Below are 15,611 nucleotides of genomic sequence, written 5' to 3' on the forward strand. Positions count from 1 at the left end.
CGGCATCGAAACCGCGCACGAGGCGCGGCGTCAGGTCGGGTACCCCGGCGATTCCGGGGCGCGGCAGGCGGTTCGGTCGCGGCGGCTGTCCTGGCGCCTCGACCGAGCCGGCCGTGTCGGTGGTTCAGGGGCGCAGGTGGGCCAGTTCGGCGCGCGCCTTCTCCCCGTCCTCGCCGAGGTCGGTGCGGGTGAACACCTTCCACTGCTCGAGCAGCGGTCCGAACACCAGCTCGGGCTCCCGGGCGCGGTCGTAGATCCCGGCCGCGGCCAGCACCTCGTCGCTGGAGCGGCCGTCGGACAGTTCGATCACCGGCACCTGGAAGTCGGCGACGCGGTCGGCGATGGCGCGCAGGGTCTGGTCGGGGGCCAGGTCCAGGGCGGCGGAGATCAGGTTGGCGAAGAAGACGGCCTGCAGTTCGTCGTCGGCGGCCAGGCGGTCGGCGATCGACGCGACCATGACGTCGCCGGCGAGGCGGGCGGTGTTGCGGTGCCGGACGGCGGCGGCGGCCTCTTCGAAGGCGGCCACGGCGAGCACCTCGAGCAGGTGCATGCCGGGACGGTTGAAGCTGGCGGTCATGGCCGCCATGCGCATGCGCTCCAGCGCGATGGGGTCGACGGCGCGGGTGACCATGAGGAAGTTGCGGATGAGGATCTCGTGCCGGTTCTCCTCGGCGGTCCAACGGCCGACCCACCGCCACCACGGGCCGGTGCGCAGGTGCTTGCCCAGCTCACGGTGGTAGGAGGGCAGGTTGTCGGCGATCAGCACGCTCACCGTGAGGGCGGTCTTGGCGACCTCGCTCAGCTCGGATTGCGCGGGGTCCCAATCGGTTCCGCCCATGGCTTGGAAGTTGCGGCCGTCGGACCACGGCACGTAATCATGGGGCTGCCACTCCGGGCTGGCGTCGATATGCCGCGTGAGGTTGGTCTCCACCTCCGCCTCGAGTGAATCCAGCAGGTCCCGATCGGCCAAAACGTTGTGCACGCGAACAACCTAGCGGCAGATCGGCTACCGCGGGGATCTTCGCGAGTATTCGTCTTCGCTATGGCCGTTCCCGGGTCCGGGACGCCCGCACGGGACGCCCCGGAGCGGCCGGGCTACTTCTCGGTGACCCCGCCCGGCCGGAGGGCGCGCCGCTCTCCGGCCGGGCGGGTGAACTACCTGCCGACTGTCAGGAATTCGGTCCGAACTCCTCCAGCATCTCGGTGACCAGCGCCGCGATCGGCGACCGCTCACTGCGGGTGAGGGTGACGTGCGCGAACAGCGGGTGCCCCTTGAGCTTCTCGATCACCGCGGCCACGCCGTCGTGCCGGCCCACCCGCAGGTTGTCGCGCTGGGCCACATCGTGGGTGAGCACCACCCGCGATCCGCTGCCCAACCGGCTCAGCACGGTGAGCAGCACATTGCGTTCCAGCGACTGCGCCTCGTCCACGATCACGAAGGAGTCGTGCAGCGAGCGTCCGCGAATGTGGGTGAGCGGCAACACCTCCAGCATGCCGCGCGCCTGCACCTCCTCCATCACCTCGGGGCTGGCCAGCCCCTCCAGGGTGTCGAAGACGGCCTGCGCCCACGGACCCATCTTGTCGGCCTCCGAGCCCGGTAGGTAACCGAGCTCCTGCCCGCCCACCGCGTAGAGCGGGCGGAACACCACCACCTTCCGATGTGTGCGGCGCTCCAGCACCGCCTCCAGTCCGGCCGTCAGCGCCAGCGCGGATTTACCGGTACCGGCCCGCCCGCCGAGCGAGATGATGCCGACGCTCTCGTCCAGCAGCAGATCCAGTGCGATCCGCTGTTCGGCCGAGCGCCCGTGCAGTCCGAACGCCTCCCGGTCGCCGCGCACCAGCTGCACCCGCTTGTCCGGGGTGACCCGGGCCAGGGCGCTGCCGCGCGGGCTGACCATGCGAATCCCGGTGTGGCAGGGCATGTCCCGAGCCTCGTCGAGATCGATGACCGAATCGGCGTAGAGCTTGTCGACGGTGGCGGTGGCCACCTCGAGCTCCACCATGCCGGTCCACCCGGAGATGACGACATCCTGGGCGTGGTATTCCTCGGCCTGCAGGCCGACCGCGCCGGCCTTGACCCGCAGGGGAATGTCCTTGGATACCAGCGCGACCCGCTGGCCCTCGGCGGCCAGGTTGAGCGCGCACGCCAGGATGCGGGAATCGTTGGTGTCGGTGCGGAATCCGACGGGCAGTACCGCGGGGTCGGTGTGGTTCAACTCCACCTGGAGTGTCCCGCCCTGGGTGCCGACCTGCACCCGTTGATCGAGCCGACCGTGCGCCAAGCGCATATCGTCCAGCATGCGCAGCGCCTCGCGAGCGAACCAGCCGAGTTCGTGGTGGTGGCGTTTGGCCTCGAGCTCACTGATCACCACCAGCGGCAGCACCACGTGGTGCTCGCCGAAGCGGGTCAGGGCCCAGGGGTCGGACAGCAACACCGACGTGTCGACTACGAAGGTTTTCGGTCCGGAATCGGACGACTGCGAGGCGCGAACTCCCCGTGTCGTGGGCCGCGGGCTCTGGTCAGAGCCGGCGTCCCTGGTGGGAGCGTTGACGGAGCGTGCATCAGTCACGGTGGGCTCCTTTGCCACTCGCGCGACACCGCGCGAGCGTTCTCGCTGGGCCGGTCAGCCTTGGGGTCGTACGACCCGAGGGCCGGGTGCCGGCCCCCTCGTACTGAGTTGCTCAGTCACGATCAGGACCTCCCGTACGAGCCACACCTACGCGGCCCGCACCCCCGACGCTACCGCCGAATTCGCGATCCGGCCGCCCGTCTATCGGGCACATTCGTGAAGATCGGGTTAACGGGAGTCCCGTTAGGGTGTTTCGCCCAATTCCGCGAGAAGCACCGGGACATGGCTGTGCTCCGGTTCTTTCGTAGCCGTGACCAGGGTCAACGGACCGGCCGCGGCCTCCGCCCGGAGGTGCGCCAGACCTTCGCGGGCCACGTCCGCACCGAGCTCGATTCGATACTTGCGCTCGAATTCGACACGGCGTGTCTCCGGCGCGGCGTGATACCACTTGCGAAGTTCGTTCGATGGGGTCACGTCTTTGGCCCATTCGTCAATGGCCGCTTGCTGTTTGCTGATCCCGCGCGGCCACAGCCGGTCCACCAGCACGCGGCGGCCGTCGGCGGCATCGGGGGCGTCGTAGACGCGCTTGACCCGGTATCCCGGTTGCTGTGTCATGGCCTCCATTACAGTCGAGACCATGGCCGAAACTCCGGATCTGGCGACCCTGTCCACCAAGGAATTGCACGACCGCGCCGTGAAGCTGGCCGCCCGGCACGGTGACGTGAAATTCCTGTGGCAACTGCTCAAGGCGATCCCCGGCGCGGAGGTCGCCGCGGGCAAACAGGGCGAGGGTGAAGTCGACATCTGGAATACCGCGGCCCTGCTCGACGACTACTTCCACGCCGGTGAGGGCAAACTGGGCGAGGTGCTGCGCCCGATGTACGTGGCCTACCTCACCAAGCACGCCTGAGGCCGGAAATCCCGGGCCTCCGAGTCAGGAATCGCCGAGCGGCGTGCCGTGCAGCCCCGTGAGCACGGCACGCACGAACGGCGCGAATCCCTGCGGCCCCGAGGCGAAGTCCTTCATGTGGACGGTGGTGCGGTCACTGGATTCGAAGACGGCGCGCACGATGCGCAGCCGGTCCTCGAGGTCCAGGCCCGCACCCATGATCACGTGGTCGATCGGGGTGCGCGCCAACGTGTCCCGCAGATCGGCCAGTCCGGTGCCCGCGCGGATATCGACCTCCGGTAGGTCGACGCGCTCGCGCACCCCGTCCACCACGGCCGGCGTCAATCCCAGCAGCAAAACGGTCGTCGTCATCCCCGCCTCCGATCCCCTTGCAGCATAGGCTGTTCCGTCGCCGGGGTCCTACACTCCGAGAATGAGCGCTGATGCCACTGCGGAGCTGATCGTCTACCGGCGTCCCGGCTGCCCCTATTGTTCGCGCATGCGCCGGGTCCTCAACCGGCACGGCATCGTTCACCGCGAGATCGACATCTGGCAGGACCCCGACGCGGCGGCGTTCGTCCGCTCGGTGGCCGACGGCAACGAGACCGTGCCCACGGTCGTGTTCCGCGACGGTTCGACGGAGCGCAACTGGGTCAACCCGCATCCCAAGGAGTTGATCGCCACCGTCTCCGCCGACGCTCCCCAGCTCACCGGCGGCCCGCGCAGGTTCTGGACCTTCTGAAACGACGGGCGCCCGCCGCGATCGTGAGATCGCGGCGGGCGCTTGACCGTTCGGCGGCTGTCAGCCCAGCAGACGCCAGTCCTCGAGGCCGTCGTACAGCGGGAAGTCCTGGGCCAGCTTGGAGACGCGCTGACGCAGGGAGTCCAGGTCGGCGGAGCCGGTCAGCGCGGCGGCGATGATCTCGGCGACCTCGGTGAACTGCTCGTCGCCGAAGCCGCGGGTGGCCAGGGCCGGGGTGCCGATGCGCAGGCCGGAGGTGACCATCGGCGGGCGGGGGTCGAACGGAACCGCGTTGCGGTTCACGGTGATTCCGATCTCGTGCAGGAGATCCTCGCCCTGCTGGCCGTCGAGCTGCGAGTTGCGCAGGTCGACCAGCACCAGGTGCACGTCGGTGCCGCCGGTCAGGACGGTGATGCCCTTGTCCTTGGCGTCGGTGGCGGTCAGGCGCTCGGCGAGGATCTTGGCGCCGGAGATGGTGCGGGCCTGCCGCTCCGCGAACTCCGCGCTGCCGGCGATCTTGAAGGCCACGGCCTTGGCGGCGATGGCGTGCATGAGCGGGCCGCCCTGCTGACCCGGGAAGACCGAGGAGTTCAGCTTCTTGGCGAACTCCTGCTTGGCCAGGATCAGGCCGGAGCGGGGGCCGCCCAGGGTCTTGTGCACGGTGGAGGACACGACGTCGGCGTGCGGGACCGGCGACGGGTGCAGCCCGGCGGCGACCAGACCGGCGAAGTGCGCCATGTCGACCCACAGGTACGCGCCGACCTCGTCCGCGATCTCACGGAAGGCGGCGAAGTCCAGGTGGCGCGGGTAGGCCGACCAGCCGGCGACGATCACCTTCGGGCGGGTGTCGCGGGCGATCTTGCGGACCTCGTCCATGTCGACGCGGTGGTCTTCCTTGGACACGCCGTAGGCGTGCACCTCGTACAGCTTGCCCGAGAAGTTCAGGCGCATGCCGTGGGTGAGGTGGCCGCCGTGGGCCAGGTCCAGGCCGAGCAGCTTCTCGCCCGGGTTCATCAGCGCGGACAGGACGGCGGCGTTGGCCTGCGCGCCCGAGTGCGGCTGGACGTTGGCGAAGTCGGCGCCGAAGAGCTCCTTGACGCGGGCCCGGGCCAGATCCTCGACGATGTCGACGTTCTCGCAGCCGCCGTAGTAGCGGCGGCCCGGGTAGCCCTCGGCGTACTTGTTGGTGAGCACGCTGCCCTGCGCCTGCAGGACCGCGCGCGGCACGAAGTTCTCCGAGGCGATCATCTCGAGGGTGTCGCGCTGGCGAGCGAGTTCGCCGCCCATCGCGGCCGCGACCTCGGGGTCGAGTTCGGCGAGGGACTGGCTGTTCACAGAGGCGCTCGTCTGGGTCGTCACGCCGCCGAGTGTATTGGCCGCCGCCGCGGAGTCGGTCAGTGGGTTCAGGGAATCGTGCATGGCGCACCTCCGTCGTCCGGGTACCCCGAATCGGGATTCGGGGATCGCCAGGCACCCAGGCGCGCGGTGCCGGACTTGGGGTGCTTCCCGGTGGTTACTTCCACCTCGAGTGCGCCAGTCGCGGTCCTCCCATCCTAGCCAACGGCGTTAACAGTCCTTCGAGTGGACAGAATCACAGATACAGGCTATGGCGGAGCAACAAATCTCGGTAAGGTGACGCTCGCTGACCCGAATGGGCCAGTGTCCTTGGCCCTACCCAGAATTCGAGGAACTGATCACATGCTGTTCAACATCGCTACCGGTGGCCCGACCGACATCCTCTTCACCCTGCTGCGGACCCTGTGCACCGCGTCCAGCGGTGGCGCTTCCTGCGCCGCCTGGGGTGCCTGAGCCTCCGGACTCTTCGGGGAGTACCCCTCACATGCGGCGGATCGCGCCGGGTGTGAGGGGTTCGTCCAACAGGCGGCGGAAACGCTCGGACCGCTCGGCGCCATCGCCCGCCCGATCCAGCCAGCCGCCGAGCAATCGATAGCCCTCCACATAGGTGGAGATGTAGGCCCGCCACAGCGGTGAGGACAGGAAGCGCAGCGACTGCGTGGCCCGCTCCGGCGTGACCAGACTCCAGCGCTGCAGATACTCCGCGACCTCGGTCGAATCACGCTTGCGGTCGTGCAGCAACAGCGCCGCATCCTGGCGCACACTCAGCAGGTTCGCCGACGCCGTCGAAATCCGCTCGGCGCGTTCACCATCGAAACGCAGTCCGAGATCCGCGTAGATCTCCTGCGCCCAGCGGCCCCAGCCCGGGCCCACGATCGACTTCAACGCCAGATCGGCCAGCCCCTCCGCCATCAGGCACTGCGGGGTGTTCACCACGAACAGCGTCTGCTCGTCCTGCCCGGCGCCGACCAGTCCGGCCTCCTTGCGGCAGTGCTCGGTGTGGTGGCCCGGGTAGGACTCGTGCGCGATCAGGCCGGGCAGCTGCGACAGGTGCTGCTTGAGGTCGGAGTTGATGGCCACCCGGGATTGGTAGTTGCCCAGGTAGTAGTTGAAGCCCGACCACGGCTTGTCGCCCACCACTTCGTATTCCACGTGCTCGTTGTCGGGCAGCGGGTACCGGTCGCGGACCAGTTCGCGGAGCGCGCCGGAGAAGGCGGCCACGCATTCCTTCAGGCGTTCGGGCGGGATCTCGTCCTGGCGGCGGTGTGCGGAGATGCGGTCCAGCAGTGGTCCGTCGCCCGCCAGCACCTCGTCGAGCTGCCGGTGCGCCTCGCGGTAGTCCTCGGTGTCGCCCGGGGTGATGTCGACGTCGAAGTAGGCGCTCACCTCGTCGACGAAGGAGATGTCCTCCCCCGCGAACTTGCGTCCGGAGCATTCCAGCGCTCGCAGGTGGACGTCGAGGAATTCGACGCGCTCCTCCGACAGGCCCGCGTCGGGCAATTCCTTGCGCAGGCCCGCGGCCTTGTGCGCGAGCTCGCGCGGTTCGGGCTTCGGCGCGTTCTCGACCTCGCGGCGCAGGGCCGGGTCACCGGTGTAGGCGTCGACGAACCCCTCCTCCAACCGGTCGAAGGCCAATCCGAGCCGCAGGTACTCCGTCACCAGGGGATGCGCTGCCATAGCTCGACCCTAGGTGATTCTCAGCGCTCGAGCGGCCCGGATCCCGGTGCCGCGCAGCCTCACCCGATACGCCCGGGGCCTGTGATGTGGCCCATCCCACTCTGGTTACCGGCCAGTAGCAACACCTGGTGTTCACCTCGATGTTGGAGCCGAGCACAATTCGGCTATGCGTGGAGTGTTGGCGACGCGAGGCGAGTGTCAGATTCGAGGACACGAGTGTCGAATGCAAGGACACGAGTAATGGCACGGATGAGCGAGCCCAGCCCCTACGTCGAATTCGACCGCAAGCAGTGGCGCACCCTGCGCAAGGCGACTCCCCTGGTGCTGACCGAAGAGGAACTGGTCGGCCTGCGCGGTCTCGGGGAGCAGATCGACCTCGAAGAGGTCGCCGAGGTCTACCTCCCACTGGCCCGACTCATCCACCTGCAGGTCGCGGCCCGGCAGCGCCTGTTCGCCGCCACCGCCACCTTCCTCGGCGAGACCCACCCCGACCGTCAGGTGCCGTTCGTCATCGGCGTGGCGGGCTCGGTCGCCGTCGGCAAGTCCACCACCGCGCGTGTGCTGCAGGCGCTGCTGGCGCGCTGGGACCACCATCCGCGGGTGGATCTGGTCACCACCGATGGATTCCTGTACCCGACAGCCGAACTCACCCGTCGCGGCATCATGCACCGCAAGGGCTTCCCGGAGTCCTACGACCGGCGCAAGCTGCTGCGTTTCGTCACCGAGGTGAAATCCGGTGCGTCCGAGGTGTGCGCGCCCGTCTACTCGCACATCGCCTACGACATCGTGCCCGGCGAGTACCACTGCGTGCGCCAGCCCGACATCCTCATCGTCGAGGGCCTCAACGTGCTGCAGACCGGTCCGCGCCTGATGGTGTCGGACCTGTTCGACTTCTCGGTCTACGTCGACGCCCGCATCGAGGACATCGAGAAGTGGTACGTGCAGCGCTTCCTGTCGCTGCGCAAGACCGCGTTCCAGGACCCGAACTCACACTTCCACCACTACGCGAACTTCAACGACCAGGAAGCCACCAACCAGGCCAAGGAGATCTGGCACAACACCAACCGGCCGAACCTGGTGGAGAACATCCTGCCGACCCGGCCGCGCGCGACCCTGGTGCTGCGCAAGGACTCCGACCACACCATCAACCGGCTGCGGCTGCGGAAACTCTGAATCCGGTGCGTGGAGGGTTGTAGGTCAGAGCGTCCAGGCAGCGTCGAGCCGCGCGCCGACGTCGATATCGGTGGCGGCCCGGATGTGCGGTTTGTCGATCTCGGTGGCGATGTAGCGCGCCACGAATCGGCGGATCTCGTGATCCACGCTGGCGATGATGCGCAGCAGCTCACCACGGCGGGTGGCGCTGGCCACATTGATCCGCACATTGCTGGGCTGCGGGTCGGCGATCTCGATGAGCACCCGCAGCGGTTCGGCGGTGCGCACCGTCAGATGCAGGTGGATGGTGCCGTCCACCCGGAACGGGTAGCGGTCCACCGCGAGGTCGATGAGCAGGTCGACCTTGAGCGGGATCACCAGGTCGAACGAGATGATGTCGTCCACTTCACGAGTGAGCCGGGGCTGCCCGAGCCGCACGGTCGCCGAGAGTTTGGCCAGTTTGCCCGGTCCCGCGCCGATCGGCCCGAATTCGAACGCCTCCCCGGTGAGTTTCCCGAACGCCCCCGCGATCCGCTCCGGTGAGGCGGCGTACTCGAGGAATCTCCGCCCGAATTCCTCGTAGCTCAGGTACGGCACCGCGACGACCTGGGATTCCGCCAGGCCGCTCGAGTTCTCACGCAGCTCGCTCCCGCCTCCGCTTCGCTCCGGCACGCTCATACCACCAGACGGTACGGCAGCGACCGCCCCGCGAACGCCGAAGCCGTTGCACTGCAATGGAACCGTTGACCGACTGTTGCGGGATCACCCACCACATGCTCGCTTCGTCCTCCGGTGACACAGTCACCGGAGGACGAGATGACAGCGGTGGTCAGACGCCGAAGCGGCGGTGCCGGGCCGCGTAATCCCGCAGGGCCCGCAGGAAATCCACGCGCCGGAATTCCGGCCAGTACGCCTCGGTGAACCAGATCTCCGAATAGGCGCTCTGCCACAACAGGAATCCGGACAAGCGCTGCTCACCGGAGGTACGGATGACCAGATCCGGGTCGGGCTGGCCGGAGGTGTAGAGGTGCTGGCCGATGGCGTCGACGGTGATCGACTGCACCAGATCCTCGCCGGTCTCGCCCGCGTCCATCTCCTGGCGGACCAGGGAGCGGACGGCGTCGGCGATCTCCTGGCGCCCGCCGTAGCCGATGGCCACATTGACATGCACGCCGGTGCGGCCCTCAGTGCTCTTGGCCGCCTCGCTGAGCCGGCGCGCGAACTCGGCGGGCAGCTGGTCGAGCGCGCCCACGATGCGGACGCTCCAATCCTGTTCCGGCGCAGACAGTTCGTCGACGACGTCGGTGATGACCTCGAAGAGGGTCTCCAGCTCGTCGGAATCGCGGCGCAGATTCTCCGTGGAGAGCAGGTAGAGGGTCACCATCTCGATGCCGGCCTCGCCACACCAGCCGACCAGCTCAGCGATCTTCAGCGCACCGACCCGATGGCCATGCGAGATGTCGCTGAACCCGTTCTCCCTGGCCCAGCGCCGGTTGCCGTCACACATCACAGCGACGTGCCGCGGATGTTGTTTGCCCGCCAATTGTCTGGCCAGCCGTGCCTCGTATACGCGATATGGGAGTCCACGCACCTGACCCACAAACTTCACGGCCGCAACCCTACGCCCCCGGAGCGGTTGGCGGAGCGACCGGGACATAGCCGCGAAACATGGGAGGCCTTCGGTGACGACACCCACTCGACGGGCGCGAACGATCTAACCTACGGTACCGTAGGTTACCGAGGAGGAAACTTATGGCCGAGGCAGTGCAGCCCGTCGAACCGGTGGGTCTCATCGAAACCGTCCGCGACGAACTGACCCTGATCAAGCCCCGCCTACGCGGCTGGATCCATGCCTGGGCCGTCGGCGTCGCCGCCATCGCGGTGATCGTGCTGGTGTCGGTGGCGAGCACGGTGTCCGGGAAAGCCGCGTGGTCGACGCTGGTCTACGGCATCACCGTGTGCGGGGTGTTCGGGATCAGCGCCACCTATCACCGGGTGAACTGGAAGACCGCGCGCGCCCGCATGTGGATGAAGCGGGCCGACCATTCGATGATCTTCCTGTTCATCGCGGGCAGCTACACGCCGTTCGCGCTGTTGGGGGTGCGCGGGACCGCCGGAAACGTCCTGCTCGCCATTGTCTGGGCGGGCGCGCTGGCCGGGGTGGCGCTGAAGATGCTGTGGCCCACCGCCCCTCGCTGGGTCGGGGTGCCGCTGTATCTGTTGCTCGGGTGGGCCATAGTCCCGGTGGCCGGGACGCTCATCGGCAATGTCGGCTGGACGCCGGTGATTCTGCTGCTCGCGGGCGGCATCGCCTACAGCGTGGGCGGGATCCTGTACGCCGCGCGCTGGCCCGATCCGTGGCCGGAGGTGTTCGGACATCACGAGTTCTTCCACGCCGCAACGGTGATCGCGGCGCTGTGCCACTATGTCGCGGTCTGGCTGGTACTGCTGAGCTGATCGAGTAATTCCCCACAAAGGTGCAATCTCGGCCGAAAGTTCCCTAGAGTCTGCGACGTGACCAGCAGACTCATCCTGTGGGCGCTGCGGGCGCCGGGGGGTCTGTCTGCTGTCGTCATGGCGTGCAACCTCGGCGGCCTGGCGGTGATCACCACCGAACTGTTCCTGAGCGGCTTCCTGAGCCGGCTCGGTTCGAACTGGATCTCCACCTTCATCGGGGTGTCCATCTATCCGGCCATCGGCGCCCTCGCGGGCATCGTGCTCGCGGTGCGCGACCGGCGGCATTACTTCGGCTGGCTGGACCAGCACCGGCCGCCCAGCGAACACGAGGCCCGGCGACTGCTGCGGCTGCCGCTCGCGATCACCATCCGGGCGCTGGCCATCTGGCTGCCGGGCGTGATCGTGGCGGCCGCCATCTTCGCCCACGCCACCGAGGACCGCAGTTTCCCGGTGGTGCTGTCGATGTTCACCCTCGGCGGGCTGGAGTCGGCGGCGCTCACCTATCTGATCGTGGATCGGCTGATCCGGCCGACCATTCCGGTGGTGGCCGAGGTGCTCGACGAGACCGCGCACTGGAGCAATACCGTGCTGGCGCGCGTCGTGGTCACCTTCGCGGTGGCGGGCGCGGTGCCGCTGCTCATGCTGATCACCGTGCTCGCGGATCCGTCCACGGACGCCGCCGGTCGCATCCGGACCGGCATCTATCTGGCCATCGTCGGGCTGTCCGCGGGTGTGGTGGCGACCACGGCTCTCGCGCGCGCGGTGGCCACGCCCATGCACACCCTGCGCGACGCGCTCGACCGGATCGCGCACGGCGATCTCGAGGCGCGCGTGACCATCAACAGCACCAGCGAGATCGGGCGGCTCGAGCATTCGGTGAACGAACTGGCCGCCAATCTCAGTGAGCGCGAGCGCATGCGGACCGTCTTCGGGCGGCACGTGGGTGACGAGGTGGCGGAGCGGGCGCTCTCCGGCAGCCCCAGCCTCACCGGCGACATGCGGGAGGCGACGGCCCTGTTCGTGGACGTCACCGGTTCGGTGGCACTGGCCACCGAGCTCGCCCCGCACGACTTCGTGGCCAAGCTCAACCGGCTGCTGACCATCGTGGTGGCGGCGACCGAGGACAACCACGGTCTGGTCAACAAGTTCGAAGGCGATGCGGCGCTGTGCATCTTCGGCGCGCCCATCGCCCTCGACGACAACGCCACCCCCGCTTTGAAGGCGGCCCGCCGGATTCGCGACGAGGTGGCCGCGCTCGGCGAACTCGACGTCGGCATCGGCATCGCCCGCGGCTGTGTCTTCGCCGGGGACGTCGGCACCGACACCCGTTTGGAATTCACGGTGATCGGCGACGCGGTCAACGAGGCCGCCCGCCTGACCACCGAGGCGAAGCTGGTCCCCCGCCGGATTCTCGCCTCTCAGGCGGTCATAGAAGCCGCCTCCGACGCCGAGCGCACACAGTGGATCCTGCACGACACTCTCCACCTCCGCGGCCGCAAGGAACCCACTCCGGGCTGGACCGATGTACCGGCCGCCGTGCCCGCGTCCCCCGCGTCGATCCACCACAACGGCACCGTCCCGCAGGACGCCCCTCTACCGGCCGCACCCCAACCCCCGGAACCCGCCGATCGCTGATCATTCAATCCGCGCGAACGTGGTGTGCGAACTCGGCGGGACCTGGAAATACATCGCTGAAACAGATGACCTCAACACGCCCCGGACTGTAAGACCGCCCAGTCCCTCCAGGCAACGGAATATGCGCGTTGGCTATGCCAGGCGACCCTCATCGACGCGACAGCCGAGTCAACGCGTCCGTAGCACCCGGGGCTCGAGGCTCGGCCGCATGCGGCTTCCGGCCCACCCGGATCCCGCGGTGAAACGCGGCTCGGCGACGCGCAGGCAGCCCAGCCGCATCCGTCGAGAACCCGGCGGCACGTGCCGCCGGCTCCGCGGCAGGGCCGGGAGGATCGGCCGAGTGCTCGAATCCAACTGTCGTACTGCGGGATCGGGGGAGCCTCGTACTCCAGGGTGATTCCGGGCGAGGCCGGGGGTCGGACAGTGGGTGCATGGAGGAGATCGGCGCGTTCGAGCGGAAGTCGGCGGCGGGGTGGGAGCGGCCCGCGCGGGCGGTGCTCGCGTATCGGGCGGTGGTGGTGGCCTTGGTCGCCGGAGTGGCGGAGACGCTGTTGCGGGCCGCGCGGGTGCTCGAGGATCCCGGGGTCGGGCTGCCGGGTGTCGCGGCCGGGCTGGGGATTCGGGCGGCGATCTATCTGACGGTGTTCTGGCTCGCGGCCCGCATGCTGTTCGGAAGCCGTTGGGCACGAGCGATTCTCGTGGTGGGGCTGGGCACCGTCGGGTTGGCTTCGCTGGTGGCGGAGCCGCTGAGCGCGCTGCTCGAGGCTGATTCCACGGGCGCGCTGTTCACCGGCTGGACCCCGGCATCAGTGCTGATCGGGCTTTTTCGCGCCGCGCATATCCTCGCGGTCCTGATCGCCGTTCCAGCCGCCGTGCTGGCGGGAAACCGGGTCCAGGCCATGCGATCTCGCGTGGCCTGACACTCCGGACCCGCGCCCGCCTTCCGACTCGGAATGCGCGGGCGCGGGAGGATCGCCGGCGGACCGTCAGGCCGATTGCGGCGGAAGCAGACCGGCGCGGACGTCTTCGACCGTGGTGACCGGGAGGTCGCAGACCGAACCGCGGCAGATGTAGGCGGCGGAGGTGTCACGCACCGGCGGGCGGTCGGCCAGCAAGGGCTGGGAGTCGGCGTCGCCGGAGACGATGACCGAGCCGCCCGGAGCGGCGGCGCGGGCAGCGGCGGCCAGCGTTGCGGCCCCGCCGGATTCGCCGTCCGGGCCCGCGGAGATCGCCACCTGAATGGGCCCGCGCAGGGCGGCCTCGGCCACAGCCAGCCAGTGTCCCGCCGAGCGGGGCGCGCGGGCCAGCAGAACCGCTCCCCGCGCGAGGGTTTCGTCGGCGAGCTGCCGGTATCGGGCGGCCTGATCCGGGTCGGCGAGCGCGGAAGCCGTGAGCAGGGCCTCGGCGAGAACCGAAGTGCCCGACGGGGTTGCGCCGTCCAGGGGGTCGCGGGGCCGGGTCAGCAGGGTTTCGGCGTCGTCGGCGGTGTCGAACCAGCTGCCCGGGGTGTCCACGTCGGCGAAGTGCCTGATGGCCGCGTCGAGTACGCGTCGGGCCTCGGCGAGCCAGTCCCCTGCGGCGGTCTGGTGCAGCGCGAGCAGTCCCAGCGCGAGCCAGGCGTAGTCCTCGAGCACGCCCGCCGCCGTGCCGGGCACGCCGCCCAGCGAGGCGCGGCAGACCCTGCCGTCGGTCACGTGGGTGTCCAGCAGGAACCGCGCACACCGGACAGCCGCCGCGATCCACTCCGGATGCCCGTGTGCGGCACCGGCTTCCGCGAGCGCGACGATGGCCATCCCGTTCCAGGCGGTGACCACCTTGTCGTCCCGCTCGGGTTGCGGCCGCAGTTCCCGCGCCGCGGACATGGCCGCCCGGATGGCCTCGAACCGCTCGTGGTCCACCGGCTTCGGGTCGGTGTAGCGCGTCAGCACCGAGGTGCCGTGCTCGAACGTCCCGGCCGTCGTGACACCGAAGATCTCCGCGGCCCAGGCTCCGTCGAGCGCCCCGAGCACCCCGTTGAGTTCCGCGGGCGTCCAGACATAGGTGGCGCCCTCGACCCCGGGCTGCCCCGGTTCGAGGTGGGTGTCGGCGTCCAGGGCGGACGCGAAGGCCCCCTGCTCGGTCCCCAGGTCGGTCATGAGGAACTGCACGGTCTCGCGAGTCACCCGCAGCGCCAAGGATTCTCCGCCGCGCTCACTCCCGGGCGCGTCGAGCCCGCGCCGGGCCAGGTGCGCGTACACCCGCACCAGCTGGGCGTTGTCGTACAGCATCTTCTCGAAGTGCGGCACCACCCACGCCGCGTCCACCGAGTACCGCGCGAACCCACCCCGCAGCTGGTCATAGATCCCGCCTCGGGCCATCGATTCACAGGTGAACGAAACAGACTGCAGCACACCGAGATCCCCGGTCAGCTCATAATGCCGCAGCAACCCCTCCAGCAACGCCGACGGCGGGAACTTGGGCGCGCCCCCGAACCCACCGTGCTGCGCGTCCACATCCTTCGACACGGCCGAGACCGCGTGCTGCACCAGGTCGGCGCTGATCCCGACCCCGGTGTCCGGCAGCCCCGCCGTCTGCTGCCGCAGCGCCTCTCCCACCTGCGCCGCCGCGGTATTCACCTCGTCCCGCCGATTCCGCCACGTCTCCCCCACCGCGGTCAGCACCTGCGCGAACGACGGCATCCCGTGCCGCGGTGTCTTCGGGTAGTAGGTCCCGCAGTAGAACGGCTCCCCCTCCGGCGTCAGGAAGCACGTCATCGGCCACCCGCCCTGCCCCGTCATGGCTACGGTCGCGTTCATGTACACCGCGTCCAGATCGGGCCGTTCCTCCCGGTCCACCTTGATGCACACGAAGTTCTCGTTCATGAGCTCGGCGGTGGCCTCGTCCTCGAACGACTCGTGCGCCATCACATGACACCAGTGGCAGCTGGCGTATCCGATGGACAGCAGGATCGGCACGTCCCGCGCGGCCGCCTCGGCCAGCGCCTCCGCGTCCCACTCCCGCCAATGCACCGGATTCCCGGCATGCTGTCGCAGGTAGGGCGACGTCGCGGTCCCCAGTCGGTTCATGACCCCAGCCTTCCACACCCCACCGGGAGCACAAGGGTCCCGCTCGGCCGGACCGAACGCGTCGAAAC

The 15,611-nt window shown here is 68.9% G+C and carries 15 protein-coding genes; 6 read left to right on the plus strand and 9 right to left on the minus strand.

What is annotated here, in order from left to right:
• Positions 1-124 precede the first annotated feature (124 nt).
• The 3 genes from ABZ412_RS13280 to ABZ412_RS13290 form a co-directional block, all read right to left on the minus strand.
• Positions 125-982 (minus strand): acyl-ACP desaturase, encoded by an 858-nt coding sequence (locus tag ABZ412_RS13280; protein WP_357280109.1) that lies wholly within the window; start codon positions 980-982, stop codon positions 125-127.
• A gap of 187 nt (positions 983-1,169) precedes the next feature.
• A complete protein-coding gene (locus ABZ412_RS13285; protein ID WP_357280111.1) occupies positions 1,170-2,570 on the minus strand; it encodes a PhoH family protein in 1,401 nt (466 codons plus the stop codon).
• A 243-nt stretch (positions 2,571-2,813) separates the two neighbouring features.
• A complete protein-coding gene (locus ABZ412_RS13290) occupies positions 2,814-3,194 on the minus strand; it encodes a DUF488 family protein (protein ID WP_357280112.1) in 381 nt (126 codons plus the stop codon).
• Positions 3,195-3,207: 13 nt separating this feature from the next.
• Between ABZ412_RS13290 and ABZ412_RS13295 the strand changes: the two genes are divergently transcribed.
• The gene (locus ABZ412_RS13295) at positions 3,208-3,480 is read left to right on the plus strand and encodes a hypothetical protein (protein ID WP_357280114.1); all 273 of its coding nucleotides are present in this window, start codon (positions 3,208-3,210) and stop codon (positions 3,478-3,480) included.
• 24 nt (positions 3,481-3,504) lie between these two features.
• Here ABZ412_RS13295 and ABZ412_RS13300 read toward each other — a convergent pair whose 3' ends face one another.
• Complete coding sequence (locus ABZ412_RS13300) at positions 3,505-3,831, minus strand: hypothetical protein (RefSeq protein ID WP_357280116.1); 327 nt, start codon at positions 3,829-3,831, stop codon at positions 3,505-3,507.
• 61 nt (positions 3,832-3,892) lie between these two features.
• Between ABZ412_RS13300 and ABZ412_RS13305 the strand changes: the two genes are divergently transcribed.
• On the plus strand, positions 3,893-4,201 hold the full coding sequence (locus ABZ412_RS13305; protein WP_357280118.1) for a glutaredoxin domain-containing protein: 309 nt from the start codon (positions 3,893-3,895) through the stop codon (positions 4,199-4,201).
• 60 nt (positions 4,202-4,261) lie between these two features.
• Here the strand turns inward: ABZ412_RS13305 and glyA are convergent, their stop codons facing one another.
• Together glyA and ABZ412_RS13315 are read right to left on the minus strand one after the other, a co-directional pair.
• Complete coding sequence (gene glyA, locus ABZ412_RS13310; protein ID WP_357280120.1) at positions 4,262-5,560, minus strand: serine hydroxymethyltransferase; 1,299 nt, start codon at positions 5,558-5,560, stop codon at positions 4,262-4,264.
• A 477-nt stretch (positions 5,561-6,037) separates the two neighbouring features.
• Positions 6,038-7,234 (minus strand): DUF885 domain-containing protein, encoded by a 1,197-nt coding sequence (locus ABZ412_RS13315; protein ID WP_357280122.1) that lies wholly within the window; start codon positions 7,232-7,234, stop codon positions 6,038-6,040.
• A gap of 240 nt (positions 7,235-7,474) precedes the next feature.
• Here ABZ412_RS13315 and coaA point away from each other — a divergent pair, with 240 nt between their 5' ends.
• Positions 7,475-8,407, plus strand: a complete 933-nt coding sequence (gene coaA, locus ABZ412_RS13320; protein WP_357091711.1) for a type I pantothenate kinase — start codon at positions 7,475-7,477, stop codon at positions 8,405-8,407.
• A gap of 24 nt (positions 8,408-8,431) precedes the next feature.
• On the opposite strand, the gene ABZ412_RS13325 is transcribed toward coaA, so the two are convergent.
• Together ABZ412_RS13325 and ABZ412_RS13330 are read right to left on the minus strand one after the other, a co-directional pair.
• Positions 8,432-9,064: a hypothetical protein gene (locus tag ABZ412_RS13325; RefSeq protein ID WP_357280124.1), complete on the minus strand. Its 633-nt coding sequence runs from the start codon at positions 9,062-9,064 to the stop codon at positions 8,432-8,434.
• 151 nt (positions 9,065-9,215) lie between these two features.
• On the minus strand, positions 9,216-9,995 hold the full coding sequence (locus ABZ412_RS13330) for an isoprenyl transferase (protein WP_357091716.1): 780 nt from the start codon (positions 9,993-9,995) through the stop codon (positions 9,216-9,218).
• Between the two features lie 143 nt (positions 9,996-10,138).
• On the opposite strand from ABZ412_RS13330, the gene ABZ412_RS13335 reads away from it, so the two are divergent.
• The 3 genes from ABZ412_RS13335 (at position 10,139) to ABZ412_RS13345 (ending at position 13,398) form a co-directional block, all read left to right on the plus strand.
• Positions 10,139-10,843 carry a hemolysin III family protein gene (locus tag ABZ412_RS13335; RefSeq protein ID WP_357280126.1) on the plus strand — a complete coding sequence of 235 codons (705 nt, stop codon included), beginning with the start codon at positions 10,139-10,141 and terminating at the stop codon, positions 10,841-10,843.
• A 57-nt stretch (positions 10,844-10,900) separates the two neighbouring features.
• Complete coding sequence (locus tag ABZ412_RS13340) at positions 10,901-12,478, plus strand: adenylate/guanylate cyclase domain-containing protein (RefSeq protein WP_357280128.1); 1,578 nt, start codon at positions 10,901-10,903, stop codon at positions 12,476-12,478.
• Between the two features lie 431 nt (positions 12,479-12,909).
• The gene (locus tag ABZ412_RS13345) at positions 12,910-13,398 is read left to right on the plus strand and encodes a hypothetical protein (RefSeq protein ID WP_357280130.1); all 489 of its coding nucleotides are present in this window, start codon (positions 12,910-12,912) and stop codon (positions 13,396-13,398) included.
• Positions 13,399-13,464: 66 nt separating this feature from the next.
• Here the strand turns inward: ABZ412_RS13345 and ABZ412_RS13350 are convergent, their stop codons facing one another.
• A complete protein-coding gene (locus ABZ412_RS13350) occupies positions 13,465-15,543 on the minus strand; it encodes a thioredoxin domain-containing protein (RefSeq protein ID WP_357280132.1) in 2,079 nt (692 codons plus the stop codon).
• Between the last annotated feature and the right edge of the window lie 68 nt (positions 15,544-15,611).

The organism is Nocardia sp. NPDC005746, assembly GCF_040630785.1.
Taxonomy (GTDB): domain Bacteria; phylum Actinomycetota; class Actinomycetes; order Mycobacteriales; family Mycobacteriaceae; genus Nocardia.